The 16,055-nt window shown below is 40.8% G+C and carries 14 protein-coding genes; 8 read left to right on the forward strand and 6 right to left on the reverse strand.

What is annotated here, in order from left to right:
• Positions 1–156: 156 nt before the first annotated feature.
• From prfB to fumC, 5 genes are all read left to right on the forward strand, one after another.
• A protein-coding gene (gene prfB, locus DCK90_RS00130; RefSeq protein WP_159075720.1) for a peptide chain release factor 2 occupies positions 157–1,258 on the forward strand; the annotation gives its coding sequence in 2 pieces (ribosomal slippage) (positions 157–219 and positions 221–1,258; 1,101 coding nt in all).
• Positions 1,259–1,267: 9 nt separating this feature from the next.
• Positions 1,268–1,609, forward strand: a complete 342-nt coding sequence (arsC, locus tag DCK90_RS00135) for an arsenate reductase (glutaredoxin) (RefSeq protein ID WP_108244149.1) — start codon at positions 1,268–1,270, stop codon at positions 1,607–1,609.
• Positions 1,610–1,678: 69 nt separating this feature from the next.
• Positions 1,679–2,152 (forward strand): hypothetical protein, encoded by a 474-nt coding sequence (locus DCK90_RS00140; protein ID WP_108244150.1) that lies wholly within the window; start codon positions 1,679–1,681, stop codon positions 2,150–2,152.
• A 101-nt stretch (positions 2,153–2,253) separates the two neighbouring features.
• Positions 2,254–4,770 (forward strand): TonB-dependent receptor domain-containing protein, encoded by a 2,517-nt coding sequence (locus tag DCK90_RS00145; RefSeq protein WP_108244151.1) that lies wholly within the window; start codon positions 2,254–2,256, stop codon positions 4,768–4,770.
• Between the two features lie 496 nt (positions 4,771–5,266).
• Positions 5,267–6,664 (forward strand): class II fumarate hydratase, encoded by a 1,398-nt coding sequence (gene fumC, locus DCK90_RS00150; protein ID WP_108244152.1) that lies wholly within the window; start codon positions 5,267–5,269, stop codon positions 6,662–6,664.
• Between the two features lie 77 nt (positions 6,665–6,741).
• On the opposite strand, the gene DCK90_RS00155 is transcribed toward fumC, so the two are convergent.
• Positions 6,742–7,632, reverse strand: a complete 891-nt coding sequence (locus DCK90_RS00155) for a hypothetical protein (RefSeq protein WP_108244153.1) — start codon at positions 7,630–7,632, stop codon at positions 6,742–6,744.
• Between the two features lie 168 nt (positions 7,633–7,800).
• Here DCK90_RS00155 and DCK90_RS00160 point away from each other — a divergent pair, with 168 nt between their 5' ends.
• Positions 7,801–8,598, forward strand: coding sequence for an MBL fold metallo-hydrolase (locus tag DCK90_RS00160; protein ID WP_108244154.1), 798 nt, complete (start codon positions 7,801–7,803; stop codon positions 8,596–8,598).
• 68 nt (positions 8,599–8,666) lie between these two features.
• Positions 8,667–9,344, forward strand: a complete 678-nt coding sequence (locus DCK90_RS00165; protein WP_108244155.1) for a hypothetical protein — start codon at positions 8,667–8,669, stop codon at positions 9,342–9,344.
• Positions 9,345–9,358: 14 nt separating this feature from the next.
• On the opposite strand, the gene ettA is transcribed toward DCK90_RS00165, so the two are convergent.
• The 3 genes from ettA to DCK90_RS00180 all read right to left on the reverse strand — a co-directional run bounded on the left by ettA (position 9,359) and on the right by DCK90_RS00180 (position 12,316).
• Complete coding sequence (ettA, locus tag DCK90_RS00170) at positions 9,359–11,050, reverse strand: energy-dependent translational throttle protein EttA (RefSeq protein ID WP_108244156.1); 1,692 nt, start codon at positions 11,048–11,050, stop codon at positions 9,359–9,361.
• A 33-nt stretch (positions 11,051–11,083) separates the two neighbouring features.
• Positions 11,084–11,266 carry a CAL67264 family membrane protein gene (locus tag DCK90_RS00175; protein ID WP_108244157.1) on the reverse strand — a complete coding sequence of 61 codons (183 nt, stop codon included), beginning with the start codon at positions 11,264–11,266 and terminating at the stop codon, positions 11,084–11,086.
• Positions 11,267–11,332: 66 nt separating this feature from the next.
• Positions 11,333–12,316: a Gfo/Idh/MocA family protein gene (locus tag DCK90_RS00180; RefSeq protein ID WP_108244158.1), complete on the reverse strand. Its 984-nt coding sequence runs from the start codon at positions 12,314–12,316 to the stop codon at positions 11,333–11,335.
• Positions 12,317–12,377: 61 nt separating this feature from the next.
• Here DCK90_RS00180 and DCK90_RS00185 point away from each other — a divergent pair, with 61 nt between their 5' ends.
• Positions 12,378–14,006: an acyl-CoA carboxylase subunit beta gene (locus tag DCK90_RS00185; protein WP_108244159.1), complete on the forward strand. Its 1,629-nt coding sequence runs from the start codon at positions 12,378–12,380 to the stop codon at positions 14,004–14,006.
• Positions 14,007–14,021: 15 nt separating this feature from the next.
• Here DCK90_RS00185 and DCK90_RS00190 read toward each other — a convergent pair whose 3' ends face one another.
• Both DCK90_RS00190 and DCK90_RS00195 read right to left on the reverse strand, forming a co-directional pair.
• Positions 14,022–14,414: a hypothetical protein gene (locus DCK90_RS00190; RefSeq protein WP_108244160.1), complete on the reverse strand. Its 393-nt coding sequence runs from the start codon at positions 14,412–14,414 to the stop codon at positions 14,022–14,024.
• Between the two features lie 290 nt (positions 14,415–14,704).
• On the reverse strand, positions 14,705–16,051 hold the full coding sequence (locus DCK90_RS00195) for a M24 family metallopeptidase (RefSeq protein WP_108244161.1): 1,347 nt from the start codon (positions 16,049–16,051) through the stop codon (positions 14,705–14,707).
• Positions 16,052–16,055 lie beyond the last annotated feature (4 nt).

The raw sequence follows: 16,055 nt of genomic DNA on the forward strand, positions 1-16,055 counted from the left end.
CTGACCGTAAAATAGAAATTCATAAAATTGAGTACAGAATTTTACATATTTCCATTTTAGTATCCATTGTTTGCTGTTGAGATTTTAATTACAGTATTCCATATTCGGTAAGGTCATGTGAAGAAAGAAACTTATTTTTACCCCAAAATATATTAGATGGTAACTACAGATCAGCAAAAAGATCTTATTGAGCGCCTTGGTGCGTTAAGGAGGTATCTTTGACATCGATGCCAAACTTATTGAAATAGAGAACGAGGAAGAGAAAACCCTTGCTCCGGGCTTTTGGGACAATCCACAAGAGGCCCAATTACAGATGCAGTCGATAAAATCCAAAAAGAAATGGGTAGAGGATTTTGAGGAAGCCAAAACATTGGTAGGCGACCTTGAGGTTCTTATGGAATTTCAGCAGGCTGGTGAGGTATCCGAAGACGAGGTTACCCAACAGTTTGAAAAATCCATCTCGTCCATTGAAAAATTGGAGTTCCGGAATATGCTCTCCGATGAGGGCGATGAGCTTACCGCAGTTCTTCAGATTACTGCTGGTGCGGGAGGTACGGAAAGTTGTGATTGGGCATCCATGCTTATGCGCATGTATATGATGTGGGCCGAAAAGAACGGTTACAAAATCAAAGAACTTAACTACCAAGATGGCGACGTTGCCGGTATAAAGACCGTAACCTTGGAAATTGAAGGAGAATATGCCTTTGGTTGGCTCAAGGGCGAGAATGGTGTACACCGTCTGGTGCGCATCTCCCCCTTCGATAGCAATGCTAAAAGGCATACATCCTTTGCCTCGGTTTATGTATATCCATTGGTGGACGATAGCATTGAAATCGAAGTGAACCCTTCAGAGATCGAGATAACCACCGCACGTTCCAGTGGAGCTGGTGGGCAAAACGTGAACAAGGTGGAAACCAAGGTACAATTGGTACACAAACCTACCGGCATCCAAATTTCTTGTTCGGATTCCCGATCACAACACGATAACAGGGCCACGGCAATGAAAATGTTGAAATCGCAGTTGTACGAAATAGAGCTTCGCAAAAAACAAGAGGCCCGGGCCGAAATTGAATCATCCAAAATGAAGATTGAATGGGGGTCCCAAATCCGTAACTACGTGATGCATCCTTACAAATTGGTGAAGGATGTACGAACAGGTGAGGAAACAGGAAATGTGGATGCCGTTATGGACGGTGATCTTGATGCATTTTTAAAGGCCTATTTAATGATGATGGGGCAGAAAGAAGAACAAGATTAATAGATAATCATGATTAAAATATACCATAATCCAAGATGTAGGAAATCTCGAGAGGGATTGGCCATCTTGGAAAAATCGGGAAAGGAATTTGAAGTTGTAAAATATTTGGATGACGTTCTTAGCAAAGAAGAACTTAAATCATTGATAGAGTATTTAGGTATTGCCCCAATTGATTTGGTTCGGAAGACGGAAGCCATCTGGAAGGAAAAATTTAAAGGAAAACCCCTTACCGATGATGAAGTGATCGCAGCCATGGCCGAAAACCCAAAATTAATAGAGCGCCCGATTGTGGTTAATGGAAAAAAAGCAGTTGTAGGAAGACCTCCCGAGAATATATCGGGTCTGCTATAATTCTGATAACCAATTATATTTAACACAGGTTGCACAAATAAATACAACCTAAATAGTATCTTTACCTCCATGAAAAGTAAACAAACACTCTTCCTAATAACCTTATTTATTGGCCTACTGGCCATGAACGATGTTGTCGCCCAATACGGCTACGGCTCCCCTTATGGTTATGGCAGATACGGGAGAGGACGAAGTTATGTCCCCCAAGCAGGCCCTGTTGAAAGTCAAAAAGAGGAGACACCACCTACAGCCGAAGAACTTGTGGACGAACAAATGCCATCCATTACCGAGGCCATAGATTTAGATCCTTTTGAGCAGGCCGTTGTTCGGACCTCATTGGTCACATCAGTTCAACAACGAATAGAACTTCAAATTCTTGGTTTGGAACCCCTAAAGATGAAAGAAGAGGTCGAAAAAATAAAGCGGCGCCAAGATGCCGAACTAAAAGCAGGCCTTCCCGAAGACAAGTTTGAAGCCTTTATGGAACTACAAGAAAACCAATTCAAGGCCAAGAAGAAAAAGAAGAAAAAGAACAAGGGTTAACAATTCTTTAAGGTCATTCGCAGGTTCAATTACGTTGTTGGGGGATTTATATTTCGCATCCACTTTTTTTCCTTCAATTTTTGCAGCGTAAAAATCAAACTATGCAAAGGATATTTATCCCATTGCTACTAATCTTATTGACTGCATTTCAGGGATTAGCCCAGCAAAACCAAAAACCCATTACAATTTCAGGAAAGGTAACCGATTCAGAATCAGGCCAACCTTTGGAATATGCGACTTTCGTGCTGCAAAAAGCAGATAGTCCAGATCAGGTAACCGGAGGAATTACGGACCTCGATGGAAACTTTGAAATAGAGACTGCTCCCGGAACTTACAACATCAGGGTCGAGTTTATTTCTTATAAAACGTATTCTCGACAAGGACAAACCTTTAATTCCGATACCGATTTAGGTTCAATTACCTTATCCCCGGACGTAGCCCAATTAGCCGAAGTTGAAGTTGTAGGAGAAAAAACTACTGTGGAAGTTAGGCTGGACAAAAAAATCTATAATATCGGAAAAGACCTGACCACTAGTGGCGCAACGATTAGTGATGCACTAAGCAATGTTCCTTCCGTAAATGTTGATATTGATGGTGCCATTAGTCTTCGCGGGAACGAAAACGTTCGTATCCTGATCAATGGAAAACCGTCTGCCCTTGCTGGTTTTGGGTCTACCGAAGCGCTTCAACAATTACCTGCAGATGCTATTGAAAAAGTTGAGGTTATCACCAGTCCATCTGCAAGATATGATGCCGAAGGTACTGCCGGTATCCTAAATATTGTTTTAAAAAGAGAGAAAACGCTAGGTTTTAACGGATCCGTTAATTTGTACGGGGGGCACCCGACCAATGGTGGAATCACCGCCAATGCCAACCTTAGAACAAACAAGTTCAATTTTTTTACCACAGTTGGTTACCGATATAGAGAAGGGCCTGGGAACGGATTTTTTGATACTAGATATTTCGACCCAAGACAAGACGCCTTTTTGGACAGTATCGCTTACGATAGAAATGTTGAAGATAGGGATATCAGCAGAATTAATCGCGGGGTGAATGCAAATTTTGGAATGGAATATTTCTTTAATGAACAATCATCCATAACTGGTTCCTATTTTTACAGAACAGGTAGCGATGAAGATCTTACTACCAACGTGAACGATTATTTTTTAAACAATAATCCACAGGTTGGCACCACAAGAAGCGAGTTGGAAACAGAAAAGGATAATACTCACCAAGTTTCTCTTAATTATATTAATAGATTTGATGAAGATGGACAAGTGTTGACGGCTGATGTACAGTTCTCTGTCGATGAAGAAGTTCAAAATGGATATATATCCGAACCTGTTCGTTACAACAATACAGCCAATACGGATATAACCATTCCTATGGAAGAAATTTCTTCTATACAAGATCAAACAGAATACTTGGTACAAACCGATTATGTGCTTCCATTTGGTAAAGGTTCTCAGTTCGAAGCCGGTTATCGTGGAACTTTTGAAAATGAGGTTACAGATTACCGATTGCTACAAGAAAACTCAGGCGGAGTTCTTGAAGTTAACGTAAATCAAACAAATCTCTTTGATTTCACTCAGAATGTACATGCACTATATTCGCAATACGGTTCAAAATTCGGTGACTTTAATTTTCTCTTAGGTCTTAGGATGGAGAGTACCCAACTAAAGGGTAAAATCGAGTCAGAACTTACAGAAGAGGAACTACAGGAAGAATTTTCGTTCCCTATAGACACAGATTTTGATAATAACTATACAGGTCTCTTCCCCACGGTAAACCTGATTTATGAATTCACTGAAAGAGAGAATGTTTCTTTGGGCTATAACAGACGAATCAATCGTCCTTGGAGCTGGTTTTTGAATCCATTCCCATCAAGAAGCAGTAGGACCAATATTTTTCAGGGTAACCCTAACCTTCGACCTGCATTTTCAAATGCATTTGATTTGGGGTACTTAAAGCGATGGGATAAACTTACCTTGACTTCCTCTGTCTACTATCAAAGAGAGACCGATGCATTTCAAAGGGTTCAGGAGCAAGTTTTCATTACGGGGCCAGGTGGTTCGCAAGTGGAAGTAATCAGGAACATCCCATTTAACTTGGCAACAAATGATAGAACAGGTGCTGAAGTTGGTATGCTTTACAATCCTACCAAATGGCTTAGATTGAACGGTAGTGTCAACTTCTTTAGGTTCAGTCTTGATGGAGAATTCAATGGTGTCGATTATAGCCAATCCAACAATAGTTGGTTTGGGCGCTTTAGTTCCAAGGTTACATTGCCCTGGAAAATTGACTGGCAGACCAATGCGTTCTACCGAGGTGCATCCGATGATATTCAAGGGCGTTCTGATGGTATCTTGTCAATCGACCTAGCGTTCAGTAAAGATCTTTTAAATGATAATGCCACTATTTCCTTGAACGTTCAAGACCTTTTGAACTCAAGAAAGAGAAGCTCGTTCACTACGACAGACTTTTTCGAGCAGGATAGTGAATTCCAATGGAGACAGCGTCAGATAAGGGTTTCGTTCATCTATCGTATCAACGAACAGAAAAAACGAGGCAGACCGGAAAGACAAGGTGGTGAAGATTTCGAAGAAGGACAGTTTTAAAAAAACGAATACGTTCCCCCGGGACTTAAATTAAAAAAGCAGCCAGTTGGCTGCTTTTTTTTTTGTGTTATCTTGAACAGAAAAATTATAGCAAAAAAAATTAGTCATCAAATCCATGACAACCAATTTTGTACATCAGTTAAAAACAAAAAAGAAGCCGAGTAGGCTTCTTTTCGTATATCTTATTCTTCGAGCTGGGCGCGTTTGGCCTCTTTTCTTTCTTTATACATTTCCCTTAGGTTGCCAATCAACCAGTAAGGTACTACAAAGGTCAACAAGAATATCATCAACCAAAAACCGATTGTCAAAATTGTTAGAAAAGCTAGAAAACCTAAATATTGGTCAAAATCAAACATCTTTATTCCTTTTGTTTTAACAAAGATACTTTCTTCTTATCAAAAAATGCAAATAGATAGGCAAAAAAAAGTGTATTTATCTAGATCAATTACCATATAAATGCCCTATATCCTACCTTTGTGTGACAAAATTTTAAACTATGAGTTTCAGGATTGAAAAAGACACCATGGGCGAGGTAAAAGTACCCGCCGATAAATATTGGGGCGCCCAAACCGAACGTTCCCGAAACAACTTTAAAATTGGTGCGCCTGCATCTATGCCTTTGGATGTGGTATACGGATTTGCCTATTTAAAAAAGGCCGCGGCCTATACAAACCACGAATTGGGAGTGCTAAGCCAAGAAAAAAGAGATTTGATCGCTCAAGTTTGTGATGAAATTCTTGAAGGAAAGCACGATGACCAGTTTCCCTTGGTCATATGGCAAACAGGCTCGGGAACTCAGAGCAACATGAACGTGAACGAGGTGATTGCAAACCGTGCACACGAAATTGCCGGTAAAAAAATCGGAGAGGGCGAAAAAACCATTCAACCCAACGATGATGTGAACAAAAGTCAGTCCTCCAACGATACTTTCCCTACGGGAATGCACATTGCTGCCTATAAAAAGATTGTGGAGGTTACCATTCCCGGTGTGGAGCAACTGAGGGATACTTTGGAGAAAAAATCCAAAGAATTCAAGGATGTTGTGAAGATAGGTAGGACTCACCTTATGGATGCCACTCCCCTAACCTTGGGTCAGGAATTTTCCGGCTACGTTTCACAATTGAATCATGGTTTAAAAGCATTGAAGAACACCTTGCCACACCTTGGCGAGCTTGCCCTTGGAGGAACTGCCGTAGGTACCGGACTGAATACGCCAAAGGGTTATGATGTTCTTGTGGCTAAATATATTGCCGAGTTTACTGGAAAACCTTTTGTTACTGCAGAAAACAAGTTTGAGGCACTTGCAGCGCACGATGCCATTGTTGAAAGCCACGGTGCACTTAAACAATTAGCGGTTTCTTTGAACAAGATTGCGAACGATATCCGTATGATGGCGTCTGGCCCTCGTTCTGGTATCGGGGAGATTATAATCCCTGCCAACGAACCGGGAAGTTCCATAATGCCAGGTAAGGTGAACCCGACCCAGTGTGAGGCCATTACTATGGTGTGTGCACAGGTTATGGGCAATGATGTTGCCATTAGCGTTGGTGGAACACAGGGGCATTACGAGCTCAATGTATTTAAACCGGTTATGGCGGTGAATATTTTGCAATCTGCTCAACTTATCGGAGATGCATGTGTAAGTTTTGATGAAAACTGTGCTGCTGGAATTGAACCAAACCACGAGACCATTAAAACTTTACTGAACAATTCTTTGATGCTGGTTACCGCTTTGAATACCAAAATCGGATACTACAAAGCTGCCGAGATTGCCAATACTGCACATAAGAATGGTACTACCTTGCGAGAAGAGGCGATTAATCTAGGGTATGTTTCCGCAGAAGATTATGATGAATGGGTAAAACCGGAAAATATGGTGGGAAGTTTAAAATAAGTTTCAAACCAATAGCAATAAAAAATGCCCATCCAAAATTGGACGGGCATTTTTAGTTATGGTGATAGTGTGTGTTACTATTTCAATTCAAAGCTGGAAGTACCCAACAGTTTCAATTTGTTATCATAAACATTTACCATGTAGTTTCCATCTTGGAAATCACCACTAGGCTTGTTTATATAATCACAAACATCCAAAGCATCGTTCTCGTAGTAGAAGTTGGTTCCTTTACTATAGGTAAGAGAATTACCTTCTTCTGTGGTTTTTGTCAAACCTTCACCCAATACATTTCCTTGTGGCCCAAGAACTTCGATATAAAATTCTCTGTCACCAGCTTCAGCGATTACGTTATCGGCAATGGTAAAACAAACTTTGAATTTATCAGTGGCTCTAGCTCTGGAAGTAGATACCAATTTACCACTGTTTCTCTCTTTAATAGCATCAACGCTTATAGTGCTAAGGTTAAGTGCAGAACCTTTTTCAACGGCATCTGCCAATTGAGTGTTCTGGATAATCAAAGAATCGTTGAATACAGTTTGTTGTTCCAATTCAGCAAAAGTGCTGTCTCTTTGCATAGCCAACAAGCTGTTGGATTGCGTCAAGGAATCAACTTGTTTCAATAATTCTTCTCTTTCAGCTTTAAGTACGCTTACTTGTCTTCTGTAACGGGAAAGTGTAGCGATATCAGCTTTCATGCTACTTACAGAATCAATGTATTTTGCGATGTTGTCTCTAGCGGCAACCAATTCTTCATTGGTAGCATTGCTTTCCAAAATAGCTTTGTCGTACTCGGACTTCAAATTGTTCAAATCCTCTACAACCAATTCTTTTTCTTGAGTAAGTGCTTCTGATGTAGCTTTTTTATCTTGATAAAGACTAACCGTGTAAATAATGGTTCCCAAAAGAACTACCCCTAACAGACCTGCTATTACTTTCAATCCGTTATTGTTATTTTTTGTTTCAGTCATAACTTTTTGTTTTAATTGATTCTACGTTTAAGGTTTTTTAATCAATCGTGTTTGGTTTATATACGCATCAGATTTATGTTTGGATTATTTGGATGAAAATAATCTTCACAAAAAATTACAATTCTGCCTATAATCCCTTATTTTTAAAAGGATAAAAAAGAATCCATTATGAGAAAAAATATATTCGTAACCATTAGCGTATTAGCATTGTTGATGGTTTCTTGCAAGGAAAAGGAGAAACAACAGGAAGATACAGCGGATGTTGAGGAAACCGCAATCGAGGCTGAAGCACCAGCTGCTGCCATGATTATTCCCATTGAACATGCCACCGCCGTAATCGAATGGGACGACCATACCATATATATAGATCCTGTTGGCGGGAAGGCAGCTTTTGAAGGTCAAAAGTCACCTGATATCATTTTTATTACGGATATACATGGCGACCATTTTAATCCTGAAACCTTGAACGAATTGGATTTGGAAGGGGGCAAAATAATTGCTCCCGATGCGGTGGTTTTACAAATGGAAGAAAATCTTTCCTCCAAAACAACCACTATGAAAAATGGGGAAAGCAAAGAGATTGCTGGTTTTCAAGTAAAAGCCATACCTATGTACAATTTACGGGAAGAAGCTAAAGACTTTCATGTAAAAGGAAGAGGAAATGGCTATGTGTTCACTTTTGGTGATGAACGCATTTATTTCTCTGGAGATACTGAAGACATACCTGAAATGCGTGCTTTGGAAAATATTGATAAAGCATTCATCTGCATGAACCTTCCATATACCATGACAGTGGAAAGTGCAGCCGATGCCGTATTGGAATTTAAACCTGCCCAAGTTTATCCATACCACTTTAGAGGTAGACCTGATGTAAGTGATGTGGACAAGTTTAAAACCTTGGTGAACGAGGGTGATTCTAACATTGAGGTAGTACAATTGGATTGGTATCCAACAGAAGATTACTAAAAAATGAAATAATGTTGTAGTTTAGCCGTTAGAAAACAAACTTAGTAACCTAAATCAAATACTCGAATATGGCTCCCAAATCCCATGTTTTTGTAGTGTTGGCACTTCTATTTGCCATACAAACTACCTACTCCAATCAATGTGATAATTTTTATGCTAAAGTTACCTATGCGCTAAGTCATGGAAAAAAAGCCATGGAAGCCACTAACTTTGAGCACCAAATGTACTACGCCGAAAGAGCCCTTACCGCTTTGGAAAGCGGACAAAGCTTTATGGAAGAATGTAGCTGTGAGAAGGCCAAAAACAAGACCTTGGATGCAATGGAGACCCTAGACAAGGCTATAGAGCCCGCTGACTGGGAAGCTGGAAGGTTTTTTACCAAAAAGGCCATTAATGAAATTAACGAACTTATAACCATTATAGATGAGTGCACTCTTGGAACGTCCCCATCGGTCGTTTCTGAAGAAATTTATACCGATGATGAAACTGAAGAAATAGTTTCGGAGACCGCTTCCGTGCAATCCATGGAACTGGAAATGATAAAAGTTTTTGAAAAACATGCGGGTGATAAACTCCATTCCGCGGAACAAGCCATTCAACAATTGGTAGAACTTTCAAATTCCATTGGGTCTACTTCTGGAAATGGTCAAGATGCCAATAGCTTAGCTGCCCACCAAAAAGCTTATTTGGAAAAAGCGAAAAAATTATTGGAGGAAGGAATCAAAAATCTCGGTGGAGAAGAATAATTCCTCCCCTTTTATTAACGAATCAATTTTTTGTACTTGATACGCTTGGGCATGATATCCGTTCCCAAGCGTTTCTTTTTGTTCTCCTCATAATCAGAGAAAGAACCTTCAAAGAAGTATACTTGTGAATCGCCCTCGAATGCTAAAATGTGGGTACAGATTCTATCCAAGAACCATCTATCGTGAGATATGATCACCGCACAACCCGCAAAGTTCTCCAAACCTTCTTCCAACGCGCGTAGTGTATTTACATCCAAATCGTTGGTTGGCTCATCCAATAGCAGCACGTTGCCCTCTTCCTTCAAGGTCATCGCCAAATGCAAGCGGTTTCTTTCACCTCCGGATAGCATATTCACTTTTTTGTTCTGCTCGCTTCCTGAAAAATTAAATCGACTCAAATAGGCACGGGAATTTACTTGCTTTCCTCCCATCATGATCAATTCTTGGCTATCACTAAAGTTTTCCCAAATGGTTTTCTCCGGGTCAATGTTTGAGTGTGATTGATCCACATAGGCCAACTTGGCCGTATCCCCAACAATAAATTCTCCTTTATCGGGATTTTCCTCGCCCATAATCATTTTGAATATGGTGGTCTTACCTGCACCGTTCGGACCAATTATACCTACGATACCCGCTTGTGGAAGATTAAAATTAAGTTCCTCGTACAACAATTTATCTCCAAAGGCCTTGCTAACACCTTTTGCCTCGATTACATTGGTTCCCAATCGAGGCCCATTTGGAATATAAATCTCCAACTTCTCCTCTATTTGTTTTTGGTCTTGGCTTAGGAGTTTGTCATAATTTTTTAGACGTGCCTTTTGCTTGGCCTGTCTTCCTTTTGCACCTTGACGCACCCAATCCAGCTCGCGTTCCAATGTTTTTTGCCGTTTGGAGGCCTGTTTGCTTTCTTGTTCCAATCGTTTTGCCTTTTGGTCCAACCAGCTAGAGTAATTCCCTTTCCATGGAATTCCCTCTCCGCGGTCCAGTTCCAAAATCCAGCCTGCAACATTATCCAAGAAATAACGGTCGTGTGTTACAGCGATAACCGTCCCTTTATACTGAGCCAAATGGTGCTCCAACCAGTGCACGGATTCGGCGTCCAAGTGGTTGGTAGGCTCATCCAACAATAAAACGTCAGGTTCCTTTAACAATAGTCGGCACAAGGCCACTCTTCTTCTTTCTCCACCAGAGAGCACCCCTATTTTCTTATCGGATTCAGGCGTGCGAAGCGCATCCATCGCAATCTCCAATTTTGTATCCAACTCCCAAGCATTTGACGCATCAATCTGATCTTGGAGCGCTGCTTGCTTATCCATCAATTTCTGCATCTTGTCTGCATCCTCATACACTTCTGGAAGACCGAACATATCATTGATCTTATTGTACTCATCCAAAATGGCGACAGTTTCGGCAACACCTTCTTTTACTACTTCAAGAACGGTCTTGTTCTCGTCCAGCTGTGGCTCTTGTTCCAAATAGCCCACGGAATACCCTGGTGAAAACACCACATCTCCTTGATAATTTTTATCGACCCCTGCAATAATTTTGAGCAAAGTGGATTTACCTGATCCATTAAGACCCAAAATCCCAATTTTGGCTCCATAGAAAAAGCTTAGGTATATATTTTTAAGCACTGGGGTATTGGCCGTTTTATAGGTCTTGGTAACCCCAGACATTGAAAAAATGACTTTCTTATCGTCTGACATCTATTACTGAATTAAATTGTTAAGAAAAAGAGCCTACACTCTACCTTTTAGGGCATTGAACACCCAAGCTACGGCAAAAAAACCGATTCCAACAGCAGCAAAGCCCCAGCCCGCTACTTCATCATATTTAAAAGCTCCAAGTGCGATCATACCGACTCCCACAAAAATCATAATCCATGTGGCCCAAGCTAGCACTGTGTTTTTATTCATTCCCATTCTGTTAGTTTCTGAAGAATTTCAAATATCGTAAAAATCGAGATAATGTAAAGTCATTATTAAGGATTATGTTTCAAAAGGAAAGCTAACACCGCACTTTTTTCTGACAGTGTCCAATAACTCTGACAAATCAAGGCTATTTTGATGCGACCATATATCACTCTCAATTTTATTGTTTCTTAAACATTCATGAACCTCTAGAATTTCATAATAGTAACCAATACCTTTCAAGGGTAGACTGAACTTTTTGGTTTCGTCTTCCTTCACCATCGTATATTCGTCTGCTTCGTGCCATCTAGATTTTAAAAATAATTGTCCCTTGTTACCAGAAATCTCGGCTTCCATTCGCGAGCGACTCGTAAAACCACTGTACAAAATAGCCTGAGCATCAGGATAATCAAAAATCATGCTGGTCTGGAGTTCCGTTCCGTTACTGTGAAATTTTGAACTTGCCATAACATTTTCGGGCATGCCCAGTAATAGGTAGGATAGAAAAATAGGATAAATACCAATATCCAAAATGGTTCCCGAAGCCAGGTTAGGGTTCAACAATCGGGAATCTTCATCCCTGTCGAGCGCATAAAATGCAAAATCCGCATAAAGATATTTTAGCGCCCCTATCTCACCAGCATCGACCAATTCTTTTACTTTTTTGATGGATGGATTAAAACGGGACCACATAGCTTCCATCAAAAAGGCATTGTGCTTCTTTGAGGCATTTACCTGCTCTACCACTTCGTTCCTATTGACACCCATCGGCTTTTCACATAAAACTCCTATGCCATTCTCAAGCGCCTTAATGGACAAATCTTTATGGAAATTATGGGGCGTGGCTATGTAAACAACATCCACTGTTCCCGATCGGAACAATTCATCGTAACTTCCAAAAGTATGTTTTACATCGTACTCTTCGGCAAATTCTTGAGCTCTTTCCATTGACCTTGATGCTACGGCAGTCACCTTTGCATCCTCTACGAGCAAAAGGTCCGAAACAAATTTTCTAGCTATTTTTCCCGGGCCAACAATGCCCCATCTTATTTTGGTTTCCATATCTTCAAAAGTAATAATTATAACTCCTTATCTTTAACCAGCTAAATGAATTTATAGTAGAATGGATATAAACTTCAATAAGAACGAAGACCATAATAAATTAAAACTGTCCGACCTGAAGCGCAGATTGGCGAAAGTGAAGCTCGGTGGCGGCAAGAGCCGTATCGAGAAGCACCATGCCAAAGCTAAAATGACCGCACGGGAACGAATCGATTATCTTCTCGATGAAGAAACCCCATCCATTGAAATTGGAGCCTTTGCAGGAGAGGATATGTATGAGGAACACGGAGGATGTCCTTCTGGTGGAGTGGTGGTTAAAGTTGGTTACGTCAAAGGCAAGCAGTGTGTGGTTGTTGCAAACGATGCCACGGTAAAAGCCGGTGCTTGGTTCCCTATTACAGGAAAGAAAAATTTACGGGCCCAAGAAATTTCAATAGAAAACAAATTGCCCATCATTTACCTGGTAGACAGTGCGGGGGTATACCTGCCTATGCAAGATGAAATATTTCCGGATAAAGAGCATTTTGGTCGCATTTTTAGGAACAATGCTGTAATGAGCAGTATGGGAATTACCCAAATTGCTGCGGTTATGGGAAGCTGTGTTGCCGGCGGTGCCTATTTGCCGATTATGAGCGACGAAGCCTTGATTGTGGACAAAACAGGTAGCATTTTTTTGGCCGGAAGTTATTTGGTAAAGGCTGCAATCGGTGAAAGCATTGACAACGAAACTTTGGGCGGTGCTACAACCCATTCTGAGATTAGCGGCGTAACCGATTACAAGGCCAAAGACGATAAAGATGCCTTGGACAAAATCAAAAATATTGTTGACAAGATAGGTGACTTCGACAAAGCAGGTTTTAACAGGGTTGAACCTAAAAAACCCACTGAAGAACCCGATGACATTTTTGGAATTTTACCAGCATCCCGAAGCGACCAATACGATATGGTAGAGATCATCAAGCGATTGGTGGACGACTCCGAGTTTGAACAATATAAAGAAGGCTACGGACAGACCATTTTAACCGGATACGCACGTATCGATGGTTGGGCCGTAGGCATAGTTGCCAATCAGCGCAAAGTGGTAAAGACCAAAAAGGGTGAAATGCAGTTTGGAGGTGTCATCTATTCCGATTCTGCGGACAAGGCCACCCGTTTTATCGCCAATTGTAACCAGAAGAAAATTCCCTTGGTGTTTTTACAGGATGTGACCGGATTTATGGTGGGCAGCAAAAGTGAGCACGGTGGAATTATAAAAGATGGTGCCAAAATGGTGAATGCTGTTAGCAATTCGGTGGTTCCTAAATTTACCATTGTCATTGGGAATAGCTACGGAGCCGGAAATTATGCCATGTGCGGAAAAGCTTATGACCCCCGGTTAATCGTGGCCTGGCCAAGTGCTGAACTTGCCGTGATGAGCGGAAACTCTGCCGCCAAGGTACTTTTACAGATTGAAAAGGCCAGTTTGGAGAAAAGTGGCAAGCCTGTTGATGCGGAAAAGGAAAAGCAACTTTTTGATGAAATAAAGCAGCGTTACGATGACCAAATATCACCGTATTACGCTGCTGCTAGACTTTGGACGGATGCCATCATCAATCCGTTGGATACCCGTAAATGGGTTTCCATGGGCATTGAGGCCGCCAACCATTCCCCTATCGAGAAAAAATTCAATATGGGAGTGCTACAAGTTTAATTGAAACAAGTAGGTTTAAGGGCGTAGCTTATATTTCTTGTCAAGAAAATCGCCTACTGCTTCACAATCATCAGTTTCATATAAAAAAACATCCACTACTTGGCCTTCTTCATTTACATCAAATAAAGACCAAAATGGGTTGCCTGTATATTCATCTATATAAAAATCATATTCTTCTTTGGGAAGTTCACTTTCCTCTATCAATTTATTAGGGTCATAAAAATCTAAAACATAATTAAAGCAAGCTTCCATATCCTCATTGGAAATAGGTCCTTCATAAATCTCATTATTGCTTTCTAGAAGGGCTTTAATATTAAGCTCCCAATACTTTGTTGATTTAGCTTGCTCTCGAAGCGTTTTGGCATGCATGCAAATCTCGTCCATGCTCATACCTTTAAATTTATCCATAAATTAAGTTTAAAATATTTTCTAAGCTAAATATTTATAGGCATGTTGTACGTGTTGATTTATGAATGCGCCTTTTCAATTGATGAAACAGCGATATGAATTGATGGATTAGTTTTTCCTCAACTGCAAAGATGGTTTTTCTTCACTATGGAATGATGTAAATCTGACCATTGGCCAAAGCCAATTTGCCATTGGGGAATCGACCTTCTTTATAGATTTACCATAAATCAAACTGGGAAGCTGAATGAACATTCTTGCAAAAATCAGAGGATTGCCAGATTTACATATAATCAGTTGCCCAAGTGCGATTTTGGCCTTGGAATAAGCAGTAATTCCGTTTGTCTACCATTAATATAGCGGAAGCCATCTTCACCAAAAAAACCGGGCTCCTCCAACATAATTCGGATATCCCTGTTCCATTCCGGGATGTTGACCGTTGCATTCAATTCAATGGCGTAGGCGGTGTTCGGGTTCAATGGGTAATTTTCGCCATCATCCTTCATGACTCCCCCTTGGGAATCCCACATACCAATAGTTGTACCGGCAGAATGGCCATACATGCCCAATGGATGGGTATAAATGGATGGTTGCAGACCTGCGGCCTTGGCATCTTTAAGAGCTTTCGCCAAAATCTCGTTCCCCACTTTGCCCTTGACCATATTCTGGGTCAAGAAATCCTGTACACGATTCCCATCATATAAGGCATTCACCAAAAACGACGGGGCTTCGGTTTCCTCTGGTTTTAGAACATAGGCCAATTCTTGACAATCCGTGTTCAAACGCAAGTAGGTGATACCAAAATCGCAATGCAACAAATCTCCACGTTGAATAACTTCATCGTCCGGTCTTCCTGAAAATGAATAGAGATGTCCCACTAGCTCCTCACTTGTCCGTTGTACATCAACTGTAGGGTGAAACCATGTTTCCAATCCCAAATCAGTAACTTTTTGACGCATCCACCACTCCACTTCGGTTGTTGTGGTTATTCCTGGAGTGATTACTTTTTCTGAAAAAGCCTCGGCAATAATATCATGGGTAATGTCCGTCAACTGGTTGAAAATAGTCATTTCCCGTGGTGTCCTGGTCTCTATCCAGCGTACCGCCAACTGTTCTGCAGATACTACCTTGGAATGGTGTTTTTTAGGCAAATTGGCCATAAACTCATCGTAATCCGTCTTATCCAATCCATCCGCAATATTATGGTCATTAGAAAAATTAAGTCCAATTTTCTGCGGGTTCCGTTCAACGATCAATTCCATCAAACGTTTCCATTGATTGGGCTCTTTTTCCTTATCCCAAGCGGAAATAATGCTTTTTCCAATATTGTAACGGGCAACGGCCAGTTTGTCAATGGTATTCTTTTCTTTATCCCTATAAAACAGAATTATCGTTCTTCTCCTGGCATTTAGCCAAGTTGCTGGCAACATGGTTCGTAGTACAGGATCTTCATTGTATTCTCGGGAAATCAATACCCACATGTCCAAACCTGCATCGTCCATTAGTTTAGGAAGTACGTTATTGAATCTTTCATCGAGTATTTCGTCCACAACCCGTGCCCGTTCCACTTCGGGAAGGATTTGTTGGGAAATAGCAATAAAAGGTAAGAGCAGAAGTACTAGGTTGATGGTTTTTCGCATGGTT

This window comes from Muricauda brasiliensis (assembly GCF_003057865.1).
Lineage (GTDB): Bacteria > Bacteroidota > Bacteroidia > Flavobacteriales > Flavobacteriaceae > Flagellimonas > Flagellimonas chongwuensis.